At 36.3% G+C, this 20098-nt stretch carries 17 protein-coding genes; 14 read left to right on the forward strand and 3 right to left on the reverse strand.

Annotation, left to right across the window (positions count from 1 at the left end; genetic code table 11):
- Nucleotides 1–4326, forward strand: a complete 4326-nt coding sequence (locus tag EZV73_RS14415) for a PolC-type DNA polymerase III (protein WP_240841045.1) — start codon at nucleotides 1–3, stop codon at nucleotides 4324–4326.
- 73 nt (nucleotides 4327–4399) lie between these two features.
- Here EZV73_RS14415 and EZV73_RS14420 read toward each other — a convergent pair whose 3' ends face one another.
- Nucleotides 4400–5518: a diguanylate cyclase gene (locus EZV73_RS14420; protein WP_240841046.1), complete on the reverse strand. Its 1119-nt coding sequence runs from the start codon at nucleotides 5516–5518 to the stop codon at nucleotides 4400–4402.
- A gap of 115 nt (nucleotides 5519–5633) precedes the next feature.
- Here EZV73_RS14420 and pgsA point away from each other — a divergent pair, with 115 nt between their 5' ends.
- From pgsA to ptsP, 8 genes are all read left to right on the forward strand, one after another.
- A complete protein-coding gene (gene pgsA / locus EZV73_RS14425) occupies nucleotides 5634–6164 on the forward strand; it encodes a CDP-diacylglycerol--glycerol-3-phosphate 3-phosphatidyltransferase (RefSeq protein WP_240841047.1) in 531 nt (176 codons plus the stop codon).
- Between the two features lie 66 nt (nucleotides 6165–6230).
- Entirely contained in the window at nucleotides 6231–6686 is a 456-nt protein-coding gene (locus tag EZV73_RS14430; protein WP_240841048.1) for an Rrf2 family transcriptional regulator, read from the forward strand.
- Nucleotides 6687–6744: 58 nt separating this feature from the next.
- Entirely contained in the window at nucleotides 6745–8064 is a 1320-nt protein-coding gene (locus tag EZV73_RS14435) for a replication-associated recombination protein A (protein ID WP_240841049.1), read from the forward strand.
- Nucleotides 8065–8206: 142 nt separating this feature from the next.
- Entirely contained in the window at nucleotides 8207–9067 is an 861-nt protein-coding gene (locus EZV73_RS14440; protein WP_240841050.1) for a PRD domain-containing protein, read from the forward strand.
- A 146-nt stretch (nucleotides 9068–9213) separates the two neighbouring features.
- Nucleotides 9214–10608: an N-acetylglucosamine-specific PTS transporter subunit IIBC gene (gene nagE, locus EZV73_RS14445; RefSeq protein WP_240841051.1), complete on the forward strand. Its 1395-nt coding sequence runs from the start codon at nucleotides 9214–9216 to the stop codon at nucleotides 10606–10608.
- Between the two features lie 106 nt (nucleotides 10609–10714).
- A complete protein-coding gene (locus tag EZV73_RS14450; protein WP_240841052.1) occupies nucleotides 10715–11191 on the forward strand; it encodes a PTS glucose transporter subunit IIA in 477 nt (158 codons plus the stop codon).
- Nucleotides 11192–11203: 12 nt separating this feature from the next.
- Nucleotides 11204–11455 carry an HPr family phosphocarrier protein gene (locus EZV73_RS14455; RefSeq protein ID WP_240841053.1) on the forward strand — a complete coding sequence of 84 codons (252 nt, stop codon included), beginning with the start codon at nucleotides 11204–11206 and terminating at the stop codon, nucleotides 11453–11455.
- A complete protein-coding gene (gene ptsP, locus EZV73_RS14460) occupies nucleotides 11452–13131 on the forward strand; it encodes a phosphoenolpyruvate--protein phosphotransferase (protein WP_240841054.1) in 1680 nt (559 codons plus the stop codon). The genes EZV73_RS14455 and ptsP overlap by 4 nt, the downstream gene beginning before the upstream one ends.
- A gap of 10 nt (nucleotides 13132–13141) precedes the next feature.
- Here the strand turns inward: ptsP and EZV73_RS14465 are convergent, their stop codons facing one another.
- A complete protein-coding gene (locus EZV73_RS14465; protein ID WP_240841055.1) occupies nucleotides 13142–14158 on the reverse strand; it encodes a M48 family metallopeptidase in 1017 nt (338 codons plus the stop codon).
- An 8-nt stretch (nucleotides 14159–14166) separates the two neighbouring features.
- Nucleotides 14167–14871 carry a DUF5668 domain-containing protein gene (locus tag EZV73_RS14470; protein WP_240841056.1) on the reverse strand — a complete coding sequence of 235 codons (705 nt, stop codon included), beginning with the start codon at nucleotides 14869–14871 and terminating at the stop codon, nucleotides 14167–14169.
- 177 nt (nucleotides 14872–15048) lie between these two features.
- Here EZV73_RS14470 and EZV73_RS14475 point away from each other — a divergent pair, with 177 nt between their 5' ends.
- The 5 genes from EZV73_RS14475 to EZV73_RS14495 all read left to right on the forward strand — a co-directional run bounded on the left by EZV73_RS14475 (nucleotide 15049) and on the right by EZV73_RS14495 (nucleotide 20095).
- Entirely contained in the window at nucleotides 15049–15513 is a 465-nt protein-coding gene (locus EZV73_RS14475) for an Rrf2 family transcriptional regulator (protein WP_240841057.1), read from the forward strand.
- A 2-nt stretch (nucleotides 15514–15515) separates the two neighbouring features.
- Complete coding sequence (nifS, locus tag EZV73_RS14480) at nucleotides 15516–16685, forward strand: cysteine desulfurase NifS (protein WP_240841058.1); 1170 nt, start codon at nucleotides 15516–15518, stop codon at nucleotides 16683–16685.
- 6 nt (nucleotides 16686–16691) lie between these two features.
- Nucleotides 16692–17123, forward strand: coding sequence for a Fe-S cluster assembly scaffold protein NifU (gene nifU / locus EZV73_RS14485; RefSeq protein ID WP_240841059.1), 432 nt, complete (start codon nucleotides 16692–16694; stop codon nucleotides 17121–17123).
- Nucleotides 17124–17200: 77 nt separating this feature from the next.
- Nucleotides 17201–18022 (forward strand): helix-turn-helix domain-containing protein, encoded by an 822-nt coding sequence (locus EZV73_RS14490; RefSeq protein ID WP_240841060.1) that lies wholly within the window; start codon nucleotides 17201–17203, stop codon nucleotides 18020–18022.
- Nucleotides 18023–18067: 45 nt separating this feature from the next.
- Entirely contained in the window at nucleotides 18068–20095 is a 2028-nt protein-coding gene (locus EZV73_RS14495) for an ATP-binding protein (protein WP_240841061.1), read from the forward strand.
- Nucleotides 20096–20098: the final 3 nt, after the last annotated feature.

Consider the following 20098-nt stretch of genomic DNA (forward strand, 5'->3'; position numbering starts at 1 on the left):
ATGAATTTAGACCAACTATTAGACAAGCATTTTAATGGCTTAAAGATTGAACTTCTAAGTTTAAAGTTGTTAAAAGGCAACAATAAGTTATTGATTTTGCTTGCTTCTGAATCAGTTGTAAAAGATGAACTTGTTGCTAACTTTGAAGAAGATGTAATGACCAATCTAAAAATGGTATCTGGTGTGAACTCCATTTTTAGATACGATGCGTCTTATATTAGACCAGAAGCTTTTCTAAAAGAAATCTGGCCTAATACCTTGGCTTTGATTGGTAGAAAAAACATCAATACACAGACCATGTTAAAGAAGGCTCAAATAGGCTTTGAAGAACATAAACTCAGTTTTTCATTCCCGGATGAGTTTACACAGTCAAAGCTTCTAAAAAATAATACAGATAAATACCTAGGTGATTATTACTCTAGGATGTTTGATATGCCTGTTCAGGTTGTTTTTGAAGTAGACAAAAGCCGTGTTGATGATATGCTGGTTGAGTACGAACGTATTCATAAAGAAGAGACGGCTAAAAGAGCCATGGAAATCAGCAAGAACTACACGCCTAGTGATGGCAATCAATCTAGACCTAATAAAGAAAGTAATGATCAACCTAAATACAAGTCTAATGGTGGTTCCAAATCCTTTGAGAAGGCACCAAAGGAACTTCCTGAAAATGTTGTTTATAGAAGAACCATCAAGAGTCAGCCCATACCTGTTAAAGATGCTAATGAAGAGGAGAGTTTGGTTACTCTAGCTGGCGAAGTCTTTATGTTAGAAGACAGGGTTTTAAGAGGTGGTAAAACCTTATTAACTTTTGCTATATCTGATGGTATAGAATCCATCGGCGTTAAGATGTTCTTAAAACCAAAAGAAGCAGCTGCTGTTCAAGAAAAACTTAAAAATGGCAAACGTTACATTGTAGAAGGTGTTGTTAGAAATGATACTTTTGAAAAAGAACTTGTTATTTTTGCCAATGCTATAAATACACTTCCAGATATTCCAGGTAGAATGGATAAATCAGAAGAAAAGCGTGTGGAATTACATTGTCATACATCAATGTCTGATATGGATGCGGTTACAGGTGTTAAAGCCCTTGTTAAGCGTGCTATTGAGTGGGGCCATCCTGCTATTGCCATTACAGACCATGGTGTTGTACAGGCCTTTCCTGATGCCATGCATGCTGCTGGGGACAAGATAAAGGTTCTATACGGTGTAGAGGCCTATTTAGTAGATGATACTGAGCCTCTAATATTTAATGCTACTGACGAAGATTTTAATAGAGAATTCGTTGTATTCGATATAGAGACAACTGGTCTGTCAGCAAAGCATGATATGATCACAGAAATTGGTGCTGTTAAAGTAAGAAACGGGTCCATTGTTGACCATTATTCATCGCTGGTTAATCCTCAAATGGACATTCCATTTAAGATTGTGGAGTTAACAGGTATCACAAACGATATGGTTGCAAATGAAAGAACCATAGATCAAGTTTTACCGGAGTTTTTAAAGTTCTGTGAAGGATCTGCCATGGTCGCTCATAATGCCAAGTTTGACATTGGTTTTATTAAGGAGCAGTCAATGCGCCAGCAGTTGGACTTCAACCCTATTGTCTTAGATACCTTAACTTTAGCTAAGCTTCTTTTAACGGAGATTAAGCGTTTCAACTTAAAAAGAATTTCAAAGTATTTGAATGTTTCTTTGGTTAACCACCATAGAGCGGTTGATGATGCAGGTGCGACTGCCCAGATCTTTATAAAGATGATTCAGATGATAGAAGATTTGGAGATAAAGACCTTAAGTGGTTTAAATGAGTATGCCAAAGAGCATATGATGATTGGTAGAAGAAACTCAAATCATGTGATTTTATTTGCTAAAAACTTAGTAGGCTTAAAGACCATGTATCAAATGATTTCTAAGTCTAATATAGACTATTATCATTCGAAGCCTTTGATGCCTAAATCATTGATTCAAGAAAATCGCGAAAACTTACTGATTGGATCAGCCTGTGAGGCTGGAGAGCTTTACCAGGCTGTTCTTAATAACCGTCCTGTGGATGAGCTTTTAAAAGTAGCCTCATTTTATGACTACTTTGAGGTACAACCAATCGGTAACAATCAGTTCTTAATAGACAAGGGTTATGTTAGATCTAAAGAAGAACTAAGAGACATCAACAGAAAGATTGTTAACTTAGGGGAGCAATTAGGTGTACCCGTTGTTGCAGCTGGTGATGTTCACTTTATGGATCCAGAAGATGAAGTTTACAGACGTATCCTTCAGGCTGGTAAAGGTTTCTCTGATGCTGATAATCAACCGCCTTTATACTTTAGAACAACTCAGGAAATGTTGAATGAGTTTCAGTATTTAGGAGAGAAAAAGGCAAGAGAAATCGTCATAGAAGTGCCTAATCAAATAGCAGAGGCAATGGACAATTTCTTGCCGATTCCAGATGGTACATTCCCGCCGATTATTGAAGGATCTGACCAAGAACTTCGTGATATGTGTAATGAAAAAGCAGCGAGAATTTATGGTACACCAGTACCGGAATATGTACAAGCGAGACTGGATAGAGAACTGAACTCTATCATTTCCAATGGTTATTCAGTCATGTATATTATCGCTCAGAAACTGGTTACAAAATCTTTAGAAGACGGCTATCTGGTTGGTTCTAGAGGTTCGGTAGGTTCATCTTTTGCTGCAACAATGAGTGATATAACGGAGGTAAATCCACTTGCGCCACACTATATCTGTGACGAATGTAAGACGTCTGAGTTTTTCTTAGAATCTGATTTAGGTTCTGGAGTCGACTTACCTGACAAGATGTGCCCTAAGTGTGATATACCTTATAGAAAAGATGGCCATGCCATACCGTTTGAGGTTTTCCTTGGTTTCCACGGTGATAAGGAGCCCGACATCGACCTTAACTTCGCCGGTGTCTATCAAGGTAATTCCCATAAATACTGTGAAGTCCTGTTCGGTGAAGGTAAAACATTTAAAGCGGGTACAATTGGTACAATCGCAGAAAAAACGGCCTTCGGTTATGTTAAAAAATACTTTGAGGAAAGAGAAATCAACGTTAATAAGCGTGAGGTGTTCAGGCTTGCACAAGGTTGTACAGGTGTAAAAAGGACTTCAGGTCAGCATCCTGGTGGTATCATGGTAATACCAGATTACAAGGATGTAGAAGACTTCTGTCCAATACAATATCCCGCTAACGATACAACTTGTGGTGTAAAAACGACTCACTTTGATTACCATTCCATTTCAGGTCGTATACTGAAGCTGGATATACTGGGTCACGATACGCCGACCATTATCAGACAGCTAGAAGACTTAACAGGTGTCGATGTAGAGAAGATTCCATTAGACGATCCTGATACTGTGGCTATCTTTACATCAACAAAAACTTTGAAAATCGTAGATAAGAATTATTCAGAAGAAATTGGTTCATTGGCCATTCCAGAGTTTGGTACAAAGTTTGTACGTCAGATGCTTAAAGACACGCAGCCATCTACTTTCTCTGAGCTTGTACGTATTTCTGGGCTATCACATGGTACAGATGTATGGCTCAATAACGCACAAGACTTAGTGCGTGATGGTATTACAGAATTAAAACACGTTATCTCAACACGTGATGACATTATGAACTATTTGATTTATATGAAGTTGCCTCATGGTACAGCCTTTAAAATCATGGAGGATGTGCGTAAGGGTAAGGGCTTAAAAGAAGAGTACGTAGAACTGATGAGAGAAAAAAATGTACCTGAGTGGTATATCAAATCTTGTAATACCATCAAGTACATGTTCCCTAAGGCACATGCCGTTGCCTACGTTATGATGTCCTTCAGGATTGCTTACTTTAAGGTACACCATCCAAAGGCATTTTATGCGACTTTCTTCTCAACTAAAGTAGATGACTTTGATGCAGACTTATTCTCTAAGGGTGCTGATTATGTTAAAAACTTTATGGAGGAAACAGAAGGGGAAGACCGAATTCTTTCTAAGAAAGAACAGGATATTCTTGCCATTGCTGAAGTTGTCTATGAATTCTATGCAAGAGGGTTCAAGGTTGGAAGAGTAGACCTTTATAAGTCACATTCTGATAATTTCATTGTTACAGAGGATGGTCTGTTGCCACCGCTTAGAGCCCTTCAAGGGGTCGGTGAAAACGCCGCAAGATCTATTATGGAAATTCGAGATACATCTGAAATAATGAGTAAAGACGACCTTAGAAAACGTGCCAAAGTGACTAAAACAGTCATTGAGACATTGGATGCTCATGGTTGTTTACAAGGAATGTCTGCGACAAACCAGTTATCATTATTTGATTTCTAAATAAGAACTCAGCACATCGAGTGCTTCGTTACTTATGAAAACCAAGTTTTCAAACCAAAAAAGAACAATCCATTTACGGGTTGTTCTTTTGTTTCTTGTCTTCATACATGGCTTGGTCGACTTTTGCGATGACTTCTTCTAAAGTAGTTGTTTCAGATGGTCTAAACTCAAGTAGTCCTGAAGAGAAATCCAAGTCCTTTAAATCTTCATGCATTCTATGATAAGCATCCAGACCTATGGCAATTCGATCAGTAATTTTTTCAATTGTCTTTTTATTGGTATTTTCAATAAGGATGATAAATTCATCCCCCGCATATCGATAGGCGGAATCTTTTTTATGGATGGCACCTATTAAAATCTCTGCGAAGTCCTTGAGGACTTGATCGCCTCTTACATGACCGAAGCTATCATTGATTTGTTTAAACTTATCTAGGTCAATCATAATAAGCGAAAAATTTTGTTCTTTCTTGAAAAGTTGAATGAGCCTTGATTCTAGTTGCTTTCTTAGTGATAAGCCTGTGAGGGCATCTTTAGCCATTTCAATTCTTTCCACATGTAAAAACATAAAGAAACATAGAAAGGACATTGTAGGCCAAATGGTTGGAAGGCCTGTAGCACCTTTGATGACTGATGCAACAATTACCAAGCTTAAGGCTATGAAAATATTCATTACAAATTTTCTACTCAGTTGATTTCTTTTTATGAAGGTAGAAATCAAATAAACTACCAGATATACCAACTGAATGGTCATGGTTAACAAGGTGCCACCAAGACCAACAAATTCATTACTGGTGTTAAGTTTGAATAAAAATGGGTATTGAATATTAATAATAACAAACAAGAACATAATCAAATTAATTGCTAAATAAAAGTACCTTCTTTTCTTTAAAACTTTCCTTGAAAAGTAAATTCTATAGTCTGAATAGATAAACCACATGGTAATCGGCAAAGCGCTTAGGGCGTACAATAATGCATTGAATGAGTAGTTCATGAAAAGAGCTGAAGAACCTGAAAGGCCTTCAAATAACCATGAAATCAGTTCTATAAATGTCAGTAACGCCGTTGCAGCTACTAGGTTTACATAATATCTATATGTACCTCTATAACGGTTTTCTTTTCTTGTGATATGAACAAGAAGTGTTAGAGTGAATAATAAGGTGAAACCGTAAGTGGTGATAACGTAAGCTTTCATACTTGCCTCCTCATCTTACATATACCCAGATTTTATCATATCAATTATTTAATTGTGCTTGCTTATTATTATCTTATTATTCCTTATATGATAAAATATAAAAAAAGGAGTTTGTATGAAGATACCTAATATTTTAACATCCCTTAGAATTGCAATGATTCCACTATTTATTTTTTTATTCTTTTCTGACATTGAAAGTAATTACACCTATGCGTTTATAGTATTTGCCCTAGCAGGCATTACAGACATTTTGGACGGCTATATCGCCAGACGCTTTGACATGATCACAGATGCAGGCAAGGTCCTAGACCCTCTTGCAGACAAGCTTATGCTAATGTCAGTTTTGATATGTCTTGCATCTACTAATATGGTGCCGCTTTGGTTACTGACAGTCATGGTAATAAAAGAACTTATCATGGTTTATGGCGGCATTAGACTTTATTACTCAAAGACACAAATCATCATTCCATCCAACAAATTTGGAAAAATGGCCACAGTTTCTTTTTATATTGCCATTTGTATGGTCCTTTTGAATGTCGACCATTTAATTGCCTCGATTGTCCTCTATATCGCTGTGGGACTCGCTTTATACGCATTTTTTAACTATGTAATGATCGTAATTAGAACAAAATCCCAAGAAACTTAAAATTGAGTATTTAGCATATGTCAAATATGTGTTATACTTGTTTTAATTGAACTGGGGAGGTATACAATGAGAATAACTGTTGAATCTGGTTGTGCTGTACGAATCATTCTTTTTTTATCTCTTAGAGGTGTTGGAGAAAAGACAGGCGCAAAAATGATTTCAGAGAATGAAAATATTCCAATTAGATTTACTTTGAAGATATTAAGGAAATTAAAGATAGCTGGTTTGGTGTGTTCTTTTAGAGGGCAAAGTGGTGGTTATGCACTGCTTAAGGAACCTGAAGATATTTCGCTTAAAGAGGTTATAGAAGTAATCGATGGACCGATTGTTATGAACAAATGTTTAGGTGACAGTGGTCTATGTGACTTAGAAAGAACGAGTGTATGTCCAGTCCACTACTATTTAGGTGGTGTACAAAGAGATGTCAGCGATAAACTTGGCGCTATTAACTTTAAGATGTTAATTGACAAGTACGCTGAAAATCAAGGTGATATTGTTACTCAAATCCAAGGTCTAAAATAAATCTGAATAAAGCTTTTAAAATCCATTGTATCATCTTATAATGTTAATGAGGTGAACAATGGATTTATTTAATTACATGCAAGAACAAGACAATAAAACTTCAGCACCACTTGCTGAAAGAATGAAACCGAGAACAATAGATGATTTAATGGGTCAGCAGCATATACTAGGACCCGGTAAACTCTTACGAAGAATGATTCAGGCTGATAAGATACAGTCCATCATTTTATATGGACCACCTGGTACAGGAAAGACCAGTGTGGCAAAAGTAATTGCAGAGTCGACGCATTCTGAGTTTGAAACCCTTAATGCAGTCACATCAGGTGTTAAAGACATCAGAGAGGTTATTAAAAAGGCTCAAGATGCAAGAGGTATGTTTGGTAAAAATACCATTCTCTTTATCGACGAGATTCATCGTTTTAACAAATCTCAACAAGATGCACTTTTACCTTACGTAGAAAATGGGACGGTCACTTTAATAGGTGCAACAACTGAAAATCCATTTTTTGAAGTAAACTCAGCCTTGATATCAAGATCAACAGTTTTTAGATTAAATGCACTGGAACCAGATGATTTGATGGAAATCCTTATAAAGGCTATAAATGACACAGAAAAGGGTGTAGGCATGTTCATGCCACAAGTGACTCAAGCTGGCCTGGAATACCTATCAAGTCAAGCTAATGGTGATGCCAGAAAGGCACTAAATGCACTTGAACTTGCCGTCCTTACAACCAAACCTTCTGGTGATGGTAGGATTTTAATTGATGAACATATACTGAGTGAATGCAGTCAAAAAAGACAGGTCCAATATGACAAGGATGGCGATTACCATTATGACATCGTTTCTGCTTTTATCAAGTCAATGAGAGGGTCAGATCCTGATGCAACTCTACATTATCTGGCACGTATGATTTATGCTGGTGAAGACGTAAAGTTCATTGCTAGAAGAATCATCATAGCCGCTAGTGAGGATGTGGGTCTAGCAGATTCTAATGCCCTTGTTGTTGCTAAAAGTGCCTTTGATGCTGTCCATATCATCGGTATGCCAGAGGCTAGAATCATCCTATCTCATGCAGCGCTTTATGTGGCGACGGCGCCAAAATCCAACTCTGCTTATGTGGGCATCAACCAAGCCCTAACAGATGTGGAAAATGGTCTTGTGGGAGATGTGCCATCTCATTTAAGAGATGCCACTTCAAACAAAATGAAACAGAGGTATAATATGCAAGACAAGGCTGAAATAAAAAATTATTTATACCCACACAGCTATGAAGGTCATTACGTTGAACAGCAGTATTTACCTGATGAGTTGAAAGACAGAAAATATTTTTCATCGTCAAAAATGGGGTCAGATAAGTTTGATAAAGAAAAATTGTAGTTGACAGAATAAAAAATCTTGTGTTAACATAAATTTAGAAAACGGAAAGCGATTTCATAATAAAGGTGTGTTACTGTTAAATCAGGCATGAACCGTACGTCAAGTAGTGGGTCATGCTTTTTTTGAATTTTGGAGACGATATATGAAACCGAATTATACGATAATAACAGTTATGAACAACAATGTTGTTCTAGCGAAAAATCATAAAACAAAAAATGAAGTTGTCCTCTTAGGAAAGGGCATAGGCTTTGGTAAGAAAAAGGACACATCCGTATTCTTCTCAGAAGACATCATCGAAAGATCTTTTATCAACATCAACAAGTCGGTTAAAAAAGAATATTATGAGTTGATACAGCAAATGGATTTAGAGATTATGGGTTTGTGTCAGGAAATTATTCTTATGGCAGAAAAAGAAATCGGTGATCTTAACGATAACATACATATTGTTTTAACAGACCATATAGGCTTTGCCATTGAGAGATTAAGACAAGACATTGAAATAGCCAATCCATTTTTACATGAAATAAAAATTCTTTACTCAGATGAGTTTAAAATTGGCATGAAAGCCATAGAGTTAATCAATGAACACATTGATGTTCAATTGCCAGAAGAAGAAGCAGCATTTATAGCACTTCATCTTCATTCTGCAAGAAAGAACAAGGCGGTTAAGAAGACCTTAAAAAATACCAAGGTCATAAAAGAAATCGTGGCGCTTCTTGAAAATGAGATAGGTAAGGATATTTCAGAGGATGTTTTGACTTACAGAAGGCTTTTGACTCATATTAGGGCCAGTATCGACAGAATTGAAAATGGCATTTCACTAGAGAATCCTCTATTAGATACCATAAAAACTGAGTTTAAAGATTCTTGGTCAATTGCCTCAAAGGCAAAAGAAGTCATAGAAAATAAATTGGATTTGAAGGTACCTGATGATGAACAAGGTTACTTGACAATCCACATAGACCGTTTGATGCGATTAAAGAAACAGCGTGTTACTGATTAGATCAGGCATTAGCTAACCTTTATGGGTTGGTTGATGTCTGTTTTTGTTTACGAATAAGTCGTTTGAATAAACGCTTAGATATATGTTTTGCTACTGATCATAGCAAAATGAGGTTATTATAAAATATTTATTAAAAGGAGAGGGTTATGGGTAATTTTTTCGGTAAGTTACAAAAGTTAGGTAAATCCTTGATGGTACCAGTTGCAGTTCTTCCTGTTGCAGCAATCTTTTTAAGATTAGGTGCAGGTATCCCTGGTATTGAAGGTAAGGTTGCAGAGATTTTCTTAAAGTCAGGTGCTGGTGTATTTGACAATATGGCGATTTTATTTGCAATTGGTATTGCTTTTGGTCTTGCTAAAGACAACAATGGTGCAGCAGCACTTGCCGGTGCAGTTGGTTTCTTCGTAATGAAGAATGTATACTTGGTAATGAATGCTGACATCGATACAGGTGTATTTGGCGGTATCATCATAGGTATCGTAGCAGGTAACTTGTACAACAGATATCACGATATCAAACTTCCTGATTTCTTAGGATTCTTTGGGGGTAGACGTTTTGTTCCTATCGTGACTTCATTCGCAGCTGTTGCATTAGGTATTGTATTTGGATTTATCTGGCCAGTCATTCAAAATGGTTTAGATGCATTCTCAAGAGCAGTTGTTGATGCAGGTGCAATCGGTTCATTTGCATTTGGTTTCGGTAACAGAATGTTAATTCCAGTAGGTCTTCATCACGTACTTAACTCAGTATTCTGGTTTGGTCATGGTTCATTTACTAACGCAGCTGGCGAAATTGTAAATGGTGACTTATTAAGATTCTTAGCTGGCGACCCAACTGCAGGTGTATTCCAAGCAGGTTTCTATCCTATCATGATGTTTGGTATTCCAGCAGGCGCTTTAGCTATGTACACTGCAGCTAAAAAAGAAAACAAGAAGATGGTTGGTGGTTTACTATTCTCAGTAGCATTTACATCTTTCTTAACAGGTATCACAGAACCGTTTGAGTTTATGTTTGTATTCTTAGCATTCCCACTTTATGTTTTACATGCTGTATTTACAGGTTTATCATTAGTGGTTACAAATGCCTTTGGTGTTTTACATGGTTTCGGTTTCTCAGCTGGTGCATTTGACTACTTCTTACTTTGGAATCAAGCAACTAGACCAGCACTTATCATAGTTATTGGTTTAGCATTTGCAGCACTCTACTACTTCTCATTCTTATTCTGTATCAAGAAGTTCAACATCATGACGCCAGGTCGTGAAGATATAGATGAAGAAGCTATCCAGAAGTTAGAGAGCATGGACGTTACTGAATTAGGTAGAAAGTATGTTTCTGCTTTAGGTGGTAAGTCAAACATCGTTTCTGTTGATTCTTGTATCACTAGACTAAGATTAGAATTAGCTGACTCTGCTGCAGTAGAAGATGCTGATCTAAAAGCTCTAGGTGCTACGGGTGTTTTAAGACCTAACAAGAAAAATATGCAGGTTATTATCGGTACAAAAGCAGAATTTGTTGCTGATGAGATAAAAAAAGCATTATAATATAATGGTATCTCCTTTTTAGGAGATACCATCTTAAATCTTGAATTGTGCTCATGGTAGAATTGAGGATTTAAAATACATCACTTAATGTGATTTGGAGGTCAATATGTTAAAAGGTTTATTTAAGAAGAACAATGTCCAATTAATCCCCCCTATGGTTGGACAAGTTCTAAAATTAGAAGAAGTGCCAGATGCTGTTTTTTCAGGCAAGATGATAGGTGATGGCTTTGCCATTATGCCAAGTGATGGTAAAGTATACGCACCAGTATATGCAGAGGTTGTTCAGTTGTTTCCAACTAAACATGCTTTTGGTTTAAAAACAGCCAGCGGTCTTGAAATTTTAGTGCATATCGGTATCGATACTGTGGAATTGAAGGGTGAGGGTTTTGAAGCCTATATTAAAGCGGGTGACAAGGTAAAAGCCGGAGATTTACTATTAGACGTAGATTTAGATTTTCTAAAGTCTAAGGAAAAGTCAGTAATTACACCTGTTGTTTTTACGGATAAGAGCCAATACAAAGATTTTGATGTGACATATGGTTCTTGTGATAAATCTGACAAAGTATGTGTCGTTAATATTTAGAAAGGATTTAAAATGAAATCAATTGTTATTACATCAGAAAATGGTCTACATGCAAGACCAGCCAGTTTAATTGTCAATGCGTGCAGTGCTTTCAGCTCAGATATTTTCTTAGTAAAAGACGGCAACAAGGCCAATGCTAGATCTATCATGAATATCATGGCTATGGGTATTGTTAAAGGTGACGAACTTAAAATTGAAGCTGAGGGCGATGATGCTGAAGCGGCTGAAGTTAAAATATTAGAAATAATCGAGGCATCTATATGATTAAAGGCATAAAAGCGTCAGATGGTATTGCCATTGGTATAGCTTATGTGATTAAAGAAGAAAAAATTGAAGTAATCAAAGAAACCAGTCTTGAAGTTTCAGCCGTTCAAGCTGAAATGGATGGTGCTATTGAAAGTGGTGTAAAGGCCTTAGATGACCTTAAAAAGAAAACTTTAGAAACGGTTGGTGAATCAGAAGCAGAGGTCTTTGAAGCACATAAACAACTCTTGATGGATCCTGTTATGGGCGGAGAAATCAAGACTGAAATTGAAAAGGGTGTATCTTCAGCTTATGCATTTGAAAGTGTTATTGATAAGTACATCACCATGTTTCAGTCATTAGACAATGATTATATGAGAGAAAGAGCCCTTGACTTAAAAGATATCAAAGTAAGGGTTTTAAAGATACTATGTGGAATTGATGACAGTCAAGCAGTCTTAACAGATGATGCGATTATTGTCACTTTTGATTTAACACCAAGTGAAACTGTGAACTTGGATAGGGAAAAAACAAAGGGCTTTGTTACTGAAATAGGCGGTGAAACCTCTCATTCAGCCATCATAGCAAGAACACTTAACATACCAGCAGTTGTTGGAGTTGGAAAAGAGATTGCCTCAATCAATCAAGGTGATCAATTGATCATCGATGGTTCAGAAGGTGTGATTTATATCAATCCTGCAGTTGACATAGTGGATGAATATAAGAGGAAGAAAAGCGATTTTGAAGCTTCTCAGTCTCTTCTAGAAGCCTACAGAGATAAAGCTTCTATAACCTTAGATGGTAAAGAAATTGAAGTGGCAGGAAATATCGCTAGTGTTGAAGATGTCCAGGCTGTCTTAGATGCAAGTGGTGATGGTATCGGACTCTTTAGATCAGAATTCTTATATATGAATAGACCTTCACTTCCGACAGAAGAAGAGCAGTTCGACGCTTATAAGACTGTCTTAGAAAAGATGAATCCTAAACCTGTTACTATTAGGACCATGGATATTGGTGGCGACAAGGAACTGGATTATCTGGGTCTTGAAAAAGAAATGAATCCATTTTTAGGCTATAGGGCCATCAGGATCTGTTTAAAGGATACAGAGCTTTTTAAAACGCAATTAAGGGCTTTACTAAGAGCTTCTGCCTATGGTAGATTAAGAATCATGTTTCCAATGATTGCTTCTTTGGAAGAAATTATAGAAGCAAAAGAGATACTAAAAGCATGTCATGATGACTTGATTTCAGAAGGCGTAGAAATACATGAATATCAGGTTGGTATTATGATTGAAGTGCCAGCTGCAGCTATTATGGCAGATGTTCTAGCAGAAGAAGTAGACTTCTTCTCAATTGGTACCAATGATTTGATCCAGTATACAACTGCTGTAGATAGAATGAACAACACCATTTCTGATTTATACTCACCTTATCATCCAGCTTTCTTACGACTGATAAAATCAGTTGTTGAAGCCGGTCATGTAAAGGGGATAGAGGTTGGTATGTGTGGCAATGTTGCAGGCTATCCTGAGTTTATTCCATACCTTTTAAACATCGGTTTGGATGAACTTTCTATGAGTCCTAACATGATCTTAAAAGCTAGATCAATTGTCAACAATCATTCTAATGAAAGTGTAGACGATATCTTAAAACTAAAGACTAAGAAACAAGTAGAAAACAAACTAAAGGCTGAGTAAAATCAGCCTTTTATTCTGTCCAAGATATGAAGTTGGATGTTTTCTTTTTAGAGCCTTTTGCAACAATATCACCCGCATCTGAACCACCTGCAAGAGTGAGGTCATAATAGTCGTAAAGTTCGCCGTGTGATTTAAAATCAGGTGCTTTAATGTCTTCATCACCGCTGACCCTATGTGCAAGTATTTCAATAAATTCTTCTAATAAATCCATGGCACGATTCTTATCTGTACCAGCTAGAAGTTTGAGTCCAAAGGCAATTTGATCTTCTGCTACAATAATGGTTGCTTCTTCAACTTCGATTTCTGAAGAAATTAAGCTGATGGCTTCTTCCTTATGTTTTTCTGTAATGACGGGTCTATCTTCTTCACTTTCGGTAAAGAGTTGTTCGCCGCCTTCTAGACTACCTTCGCTTGATTCTAGTTCAATAACTCTATTGATGGCTTCAGGTAAATTAAAGGCTGCAAATACTGTTACTGTCAGTGACAGTAACAGTGCTATAAAAATAGCTTTCTTCTTAGACTTTGATTGAAAAACATCTACAAAATAAGTAACAAGATATACAATCCCTGTAAGTAAAAGAGTAGGGTATATGGATTTTAGTAGAACACCCATGATGATAAAAATTATATAAAAGATAACAGCTGTTAGACTTTTACCCTTGTTTTTAGATCGAAAGCCTATGATATGAAAGCGGTAATCATCTGTTATGACTTTTTCCTTAACAGGTACATCCTTGAGTTTTTCGTTGATGGCATCGATACGTCTTTGAAACTTATCTTTAGTACCAGACATCTTGTCATTTTCAATGGCTTCTATGGCTTTATGACAAAGTTCAAGGGCTTTATCATACTGTCTTTTTCTTTCATATATAACTGCCGGGCGCTCATAAGCATCGGAAGTATTGGGTTCGAACTTTTCATGAAGTTCAATATACAAGTCCAGTGCTCTGTCGGCACTGCCCATTTCTTCTAATTTTTTTGCCCGCTTTAAAAGTTTAAATTGTTCCACTAATTGGTCATTACTCATACAAATCCTTATCTTCTTCTGATTTCTAAGCCTCCAAGAGCGATATTGGCCTTAATGACTAATGTCTTATCATATTGGTCATGGTTGTCTGGATAACGAACTTCTTTGATTTCGTTTTGGAAACCACCGCCATCTAGTTCAAAGAACTCATAACCGCCTAATGTATATTGACCCACTAGGAAAACCTGAATATCGTCTTCTACTATAATTTCGGCACCTCCGAAGGAAATGTTTAGGTTTAAAGATGTAAAACCATCATTCATTTCATCATATTTAAAGATGTATTTTTTTGAGTTAAAGGTGATATTGGTTGTCTTTGAATTGGACTCACCATCATAATTGTCAGTGACATCATCAAAGTCACCATCAAATTTAATTTTCTTGTCGTTGGTTAAGAGTCTAAAACCTACATAAATCAGGACAACAGGCCAGAAAAACTTAAAGATGACTGAACCTTCATAAGATACACCAATAAGTTCAAGGGTGTTTTCAAGTAAAAATGAACCACCTATAAGGGTCAGAACGATACCACCGATGCCCACCTTGTTCTTAAGCATGTTTATACCTGGAATAAGTATAAAGAGTGGCCATAAGACACCGATGATGTTACCTAGGTTGAAGCTAGATAAAAAGGGCACATTGAATACTTGTATAGTCAATAAAACACCAATGGCAATCAGTGCTATAGCAAATACATTTTTGTTTGATTTCATAATAATTCCTCCTTATAAACATTGTATAAGACTTACATTATAAATACAATTAGAAGAAGATTAGAATTGAGTGAAAAATAATGTTAATTATATAACGGTTTAATGTTGACTAAATTACTAGGGTATACTATAATTATATCGAAATCCTAGTAAAAAAGTTGGAATTAGGAGGTATACATGAAACTATCGACTAAAGGGCGATATGGATTAAAGGCAATGTTTGATTTAGCTTTATTTTATGGAGAACAACCCATCTCTTTGTCAAACATCGCTGATAGAAGAAATATCTCTCTCAGTTATTTAGAGCAGTTGATATCACAACTCAAAAAAGCGGGTGTTGTAAAAAGTATTCGTGGTGCTCAAGGCGGTTATATTTTAAGTGATGAACCTAAAAACATTTCTGTCGGTCAAGTACTGAGAGCTTTGGAGCAATTAGCACCAGTAAAGTGTGTGACAGACGATCATGACTGTGATAGCTCAGAGTTTTGTGTCACACGTGTTATATATCAAAAAATATTAGACAGTATATTAGAAACTGTTGATAATATTACTTTACAAGATATGATTGATGACTATTATAATAAACGGGAAAAAGGATCTATTGTAACATCGATTAAATTGTTTGAAGACAAAGGGGTGTAAAGATGACAAAAAGAATTTATATGGATTACGCAGCAACAACACCTGTAAAAAAAGAAGTTGTTGACGCAATGTTACCTTATTTTACTGAAACTTTTGGTAATGCATCAAGTCCACATGGATTTGGTAGAGATGCTAAAAAAGTTTTAATCTCTTCAAGAGAAACAATTGCAAAGACATTAAATGCAAAAACAGATGAAATTTATTTCACAGCAGGCGGTACTGAGTCAGACAACTGGGCGTTAAAGGGTGTTTTAAAGTCAGTTAAGCCAAAGGGCAACCATATAATTACCAGTGCTATTGAACATCATGCTATTTTACATGCTGGTGAAGCACTAGAAAAAGAAGGCTATAAGTTAACAGTACTTCCTGTTGACTCAGATGGTTTGATTTCATTAGAAGATTTAAAAGCTGCTATTACAGATGAAACAGCATTGATCTCAATCATGTTTATGAACAATGAGATTGGTACTATGCAGCCGATTAAAGAAATTGGTGAAATTGCAAAGGCTCACAATATTTACTTCCATACAGATGCTGTACAAGCCTATGGTAATGTAAAGATTGATGTTGAAGAGATGCACATTGATATGTTAAGTATGTCTTCTCATAAGATTTATGGACCAAAGGGTATTGGTGCCCTTTATATAAGAAAAGGTACACTACTGGCTAACTTTATAGATGGTGGTGCACAGGAAAAGAAAAAACGTGGTGGTACTGAAAACATTCCGGGTATCGTAGGTTTTGCTAAGGCAGCAGAAATTGCTCATGAAAACTTAGAAGATCATATCGAAAGATTGACAGGCCTAAGAGACCGTTTAATCGATGGTTTATTATCAAAAATCGATTACTCTAGATTAAATGGTCATAGAACACTTCGTCATCCAGGTAATGTGAACATCTCATTTGAGTTTATAGAGGGTGAGGCTTTACTACTTATGTTAGATCATAAGGGTGTGGCTGGTTCATCTGGTTCTGCTTGTACATCTGGCTCTTTAGATCCATCACATGTACTTATGGGTATCGGATTAACTCACGAAGTTGCTCATGGCTCATTGAGACTAAGCTTAGGTGATTTTACAACTGAAGAAGATATAGATTATGCTATTGAAGCATTAATACCAATTGTACAACGATTGAGAGAAATGTCTCCGTTGTATCCAGGAAACAATTAGGAGGCTATGATGTATAACGATAAAGTAATGGACCATTTCTTAAACCCAAGAAATGCTGGAGAAATAGAAAACGCTGATGGCGTTGGTGAAGTAGGTAACGCTAAATGTGGCGACATCATGAGAATGTATGTAAAAATTGAAGATGATGTGATTGTAGATTGTAAATTTAGAACATTTGGATGTGGTTCTGCTATTGCAGCTTCATCAATCTCTACAGAGATGTTGATTGGTAAGACTGTTGAAGAAGCATTAGCAATTACAAACAAGGATGTTGTAGATGAGTTAGGTGGTTTACCAGTCGTGAAGGTTCACTGTTCAGTACTTGCTGAACAAGCTTTCAAAGTAGCTATCTATGACTACGCTAAGAAGCACAACAAAACATATGCAGGTCTTGAAGGATTTGATCCGGATGATTTAGAAGACGCACATGAACATTAAGATTTAAGAGTATGCCTTGCATGCTCTTTTTTTTGCATTATTTTTTTCTATGTGAGAAAATGAATCAGGAGGCTGGTATGAAGATTCAAGAGGCAATTTATGATTCCATAAATTACATAGAGGATCATATAACAGAAGAAATAACATTTGACCAGTTATCATCAAGAGTTTATTATTCATCTTTTCACTATCAAAGACTCTTTCAAATGATGACAGGAACGACTCTTTATCAGTATATACGAAAGAGACGGATGACTCTTGCTTCTAAGGAGCTTTTGTCCGGAGACGTAAAAGTGATAGATTTGGCTTATAAATATCAATATGACAGTCCTGAAGCCTTCTCAAGGGCCTTTAAAGCAGTCCTAGGCGTATCGCCTAGTCAAGTGAAAAGATCGGATGTTATTTTAACGGCCTATCCCAAGCTTGATATAGATGAGCATGAAACACCTCTAAGCTACGAGCTAGTAGAAAAAGACGCCTTTTATATAAAAGGATATAAAAGAACATTTACAGCTGAAGACATTATAGAGGGACATGCTTATTCTGAATTTTGGAAAGAAAAAGAAGCAAGTCTTGAGGAACTAAAAAGACAGACTTCTTCTAATTGTAAAATTGGAGCGGGTAGATACAGGGCCGATCAGAAATATTACGACGCCTTAATTGGTGTCTTTGGACAAGGTGAAAATACAATATGTGTTGAAGCGTCTAGATGGTGTATTTTTAAAGGGACAGGACCACTAATAAGTGAACTTCCTAAACTGTGGAAACGCATCTTTTTAGAATGGTTTCCATTAACAGATTTTCAGCATTCAGGCAAGATCGAACTGGAAGTATTTTATGATGGAGATGTAACCAGTAGAGACTATGTCTTTGAAATATGGATTCCACTTTCGAAATAACAAGTTATCTTGTTATTTTTTCTTATATTAGGGTAAAAAAATAGTATGAAGAGTATACGTATAAAAATCTTAATTCTAGTCATTACATGTATGCTGATTGTAGGATCTGTGGTCAGCTTTTTTGTCATGCAAAGAACAGAGGAGGTTTATACTGAAGAAATTGAAAAGACATTGGTGGCTAGAACCAGAAATAATGGAGGGGTCATAAGTGATGAAATTTCTGACGTAGAAAATACCTCCTCTATTTTACACCTACTGGTCGAAAAGCTGTTTGACGAGACAAGTTTTCTTGAAGAAGGTTATATGGATGACTTTCTAGACAGGTTAAAACCAAGTATAAAAGACATCGCCAGCGAATTGTCTTTGTCACAATCTGCTTATATATACTTCTATTCTGATGGCATATCAAGAAATGTCTGGTATGCAGACTTGTATGGTGATGGTGAAGTTTCTCTTCAACAGGAATCAGATGTTTCTATTTACGATATAGAGACAGATTCAATGGATTGGTTTAATGTACCTAGAAGGACACTCAAACCATATTGGACCCATCCTTATGTTGGTAACACAGTATTTTCAGCAGATGTCACCTTTGTTTCTCATACGAGGCCCATTGTTATAGGTGGTAAGTTTTATGGTGTGGTAGGCTCAGACTATCACTTTGACCAACTCTTAAACGATGTGGATGACTTCAGTTTTTATGAGGACAGCTATGCCTTTTTAATGGATAAGCAAAGCAACTTAATCTCAGACACTGTGGAGGATTTTACTGAGTCTCTTGACTATAGTGATAGGCAAAAGTTGATTTCTAATCAGTCGGGGCTTATTGTGTTAGATGACAAATATGTCAGTTTTTCAAAGTTATCCAATGGCTGGATCTATGGTGAAGTCAACTATATGGAAGATGTTTATTATTGGTACAGAGAACTAGGAAGACTCCTATCAATGATTTCTATTATCTTACTCGTTGTGATTCTTTTGATGACCATGAGACTTTCTAGCGTCATTATTGATCCTATCAAACGACTTACTAATAATGTATCTCAAATCAGTGATGGTATATACAACAAGCCCCTTGAAAAGAGCCTTTTGACCCTTAATAATGAAATCGGTAAACTAGCAAGGTCTATAGAGAAGCTACGTCTAAAGCAAAAGACGTCACTCAAGAGGTTGAATGAGCAAAATGAAACTATGGAGATAGAAGTCACTGAAAGAACGGAAGACCTGGTTAAGCTTAAAGAACAGCTAGAGATTTCACTGGAAGAAAATCAAAGAAAAAAAGAATCTTTAGTAGATTTAAATATACAGATGGAACTTGCCATTAACAAGATGAAAAATACACAGCTCAACTTAATTGAATCTGAAAAGTCAGCTTCGCTTAGCTTGATAGTGACAAGAATGGCACATGATTTCAATACTCCAATCGGTAGCTTTTTAACACTCATTACCTTTATGAAGAAGACATCCAACGACTTACATCAAAAGCTTACTGATAATCGTATGACCAAGGCTGATCTAGAAGCCTACTTTGACAAATGTTATCAAACCAAGCTTATGATAGATGAGAACTTAAATAATATCAGAAAATTGGTGGAACGTTTTTCTAATTTGGATTCATATAACCAGCATGCCATTCATACCACCATTAATGTAAAAGACCACATTGTATTTTTAGTTGCCAACAGCAAGTACCGCGATGATCTTGAAGTTGTTTTGGACTGTCCGTCAGATTTAGTAGTTACAACAGATGTGGCTAAGTTTTCTACCATTATTATGAATCTTGTAGAAAATGCTTATTTCCATGCTTATGATGAAGACCATACCAAGGTAGAGATTTATGTTGAAAGTGGAGAGTATTTGAAGTTGGTAGTTAAGGATTTTGGTAAAGGCATCACTGAAGATAGAATCCATCACATCTTTGTACCTTATTTTGCAGAAAGTCTGAATGAAAAGGGAAGCGGTCTAGGTTTAAATATTGTCTATAATATTGTTACAAAATATTTTTATGGGACTATTTCTTGCAAGTCGGAACTTGGACAAGGAACAGAGTTTAATATCACACTTAAACTGTAGGAG

The sequence above is a fragment of the Acidaminobacter sp. JC074 genome (genome assembly GCF_022496765.1).
Lineage (GTDB): Bacteria > Bacillota > Clostridia > Peptostreptococcales > Acidaminobacteraceae > JABXKX01.

Coding starts and splice junctions, on each gene's coding strand:
- EZV73_RS14415 (WP_240841045.1), top strand. CDS start 1: ATGAATTTAGACCAACTATTAGACAAGCATTTTAATGGCTTAAAGATT.
- EZV73_RS14420 (WP_240841046.1), bottom strand. CDS start 5,518: ATGAAAGCTTACGTTATCACCACTTACGGTTTCACCTTATTATTCACT.
- pgsA (WP_240841047.1), top strand. CDS start 5,634: ATGAAGATACCTAATATTTTAACATCCCTTAGAATTGCAATGATTCCA.
- EZV73_RS14430 (WP_240841048.1), top strand. CDS start 6,231: ATGAGAATAACTGTTGAATCTGGTTGTGCTGTACGAATCATTCTTTTT.
- EZV73_RS14435 (WP_240841049.1), top strand. CDS start 6,745: ATGGATTTATTTAATTACATGCAAGAACAAGACAATAAAACTTCAGCA.
- EZV73_RS14440 (WP_240841050.1), top strand. CDS start 8,207: ATGAAACCGAATTATACGATAATAACAGTTATGAACAACAATGTTGTT.
- nagE (WP_240841051.1), top strand. CDS start 9,214: ATGGGTAATTTTTTCGGTAAGTTACAAAAGTTAGGTAAATCCTTGATG.
- EZV73_RS14450 (WP_240841052.1), top strand. CDS start 10,715: ATGTTAAAAGGTTTATTTAAGAAGAACAATGTCCAATTAATCCCCCCT.
- EZV73_RS14455 (WP_240841053.1), top strand. CDS start 11,204: ATGAAATCAATTGTTATTACATCAGAAAATGGTCTACATGCAAGACCA.
- ptsP (WP_240841054.1), top strand. CDS start 11,452: ATGATTAAAGGCATAAAAGCGTCAGATGGTATTGCCATTGGTATAGCT.
- EZV73_RS14465 (WP_240841055.1), bottom strand. CDS start 14,158: ATGAGTAATGACCAATTAGTGGAACAATTTAAACTTTTAAAGCGGGCA.
- EZV73_RS14470 (WP_240841056.1), bottom strand. CDS start 14,871: ATGAAATCAAACAAAAATGTATTTGCTATAGCACTGATTGCCATTGGT.
- EZV73_RS14475 (WP_240841057.1), top strand. CDS start 15,049: ATGAAACTATCGACTAAAGGGCGATATGGATTAAAGGCAATGTTTGAT.
- nifS (WP_240841058.1), top strand. CDS start 15,516: ATGACAAAAAGAATTTATATGGATTACGCAGCAACAACACCTGTAAAA.
- nifU (WP_240841059.1), top strand. CDS start 16,692: ATGATGTATAACGATAAAGTAATGGACCATTTCTTAAACCCAAGAAAT.
- EZV73_RS14490 (WP_240841060.1), top strand. CDS start 17,201: ATGAAGATTCAAGAGGCAATTTATGATTCCATAAATTACATAGAGGAT.
- EZV73_RS14495 (WP_240841061.1), top strand. CDS start 18,068: ATGAAGAGTATACGTATAAAAATCTTAATTCTAGTCATTACATGTATG.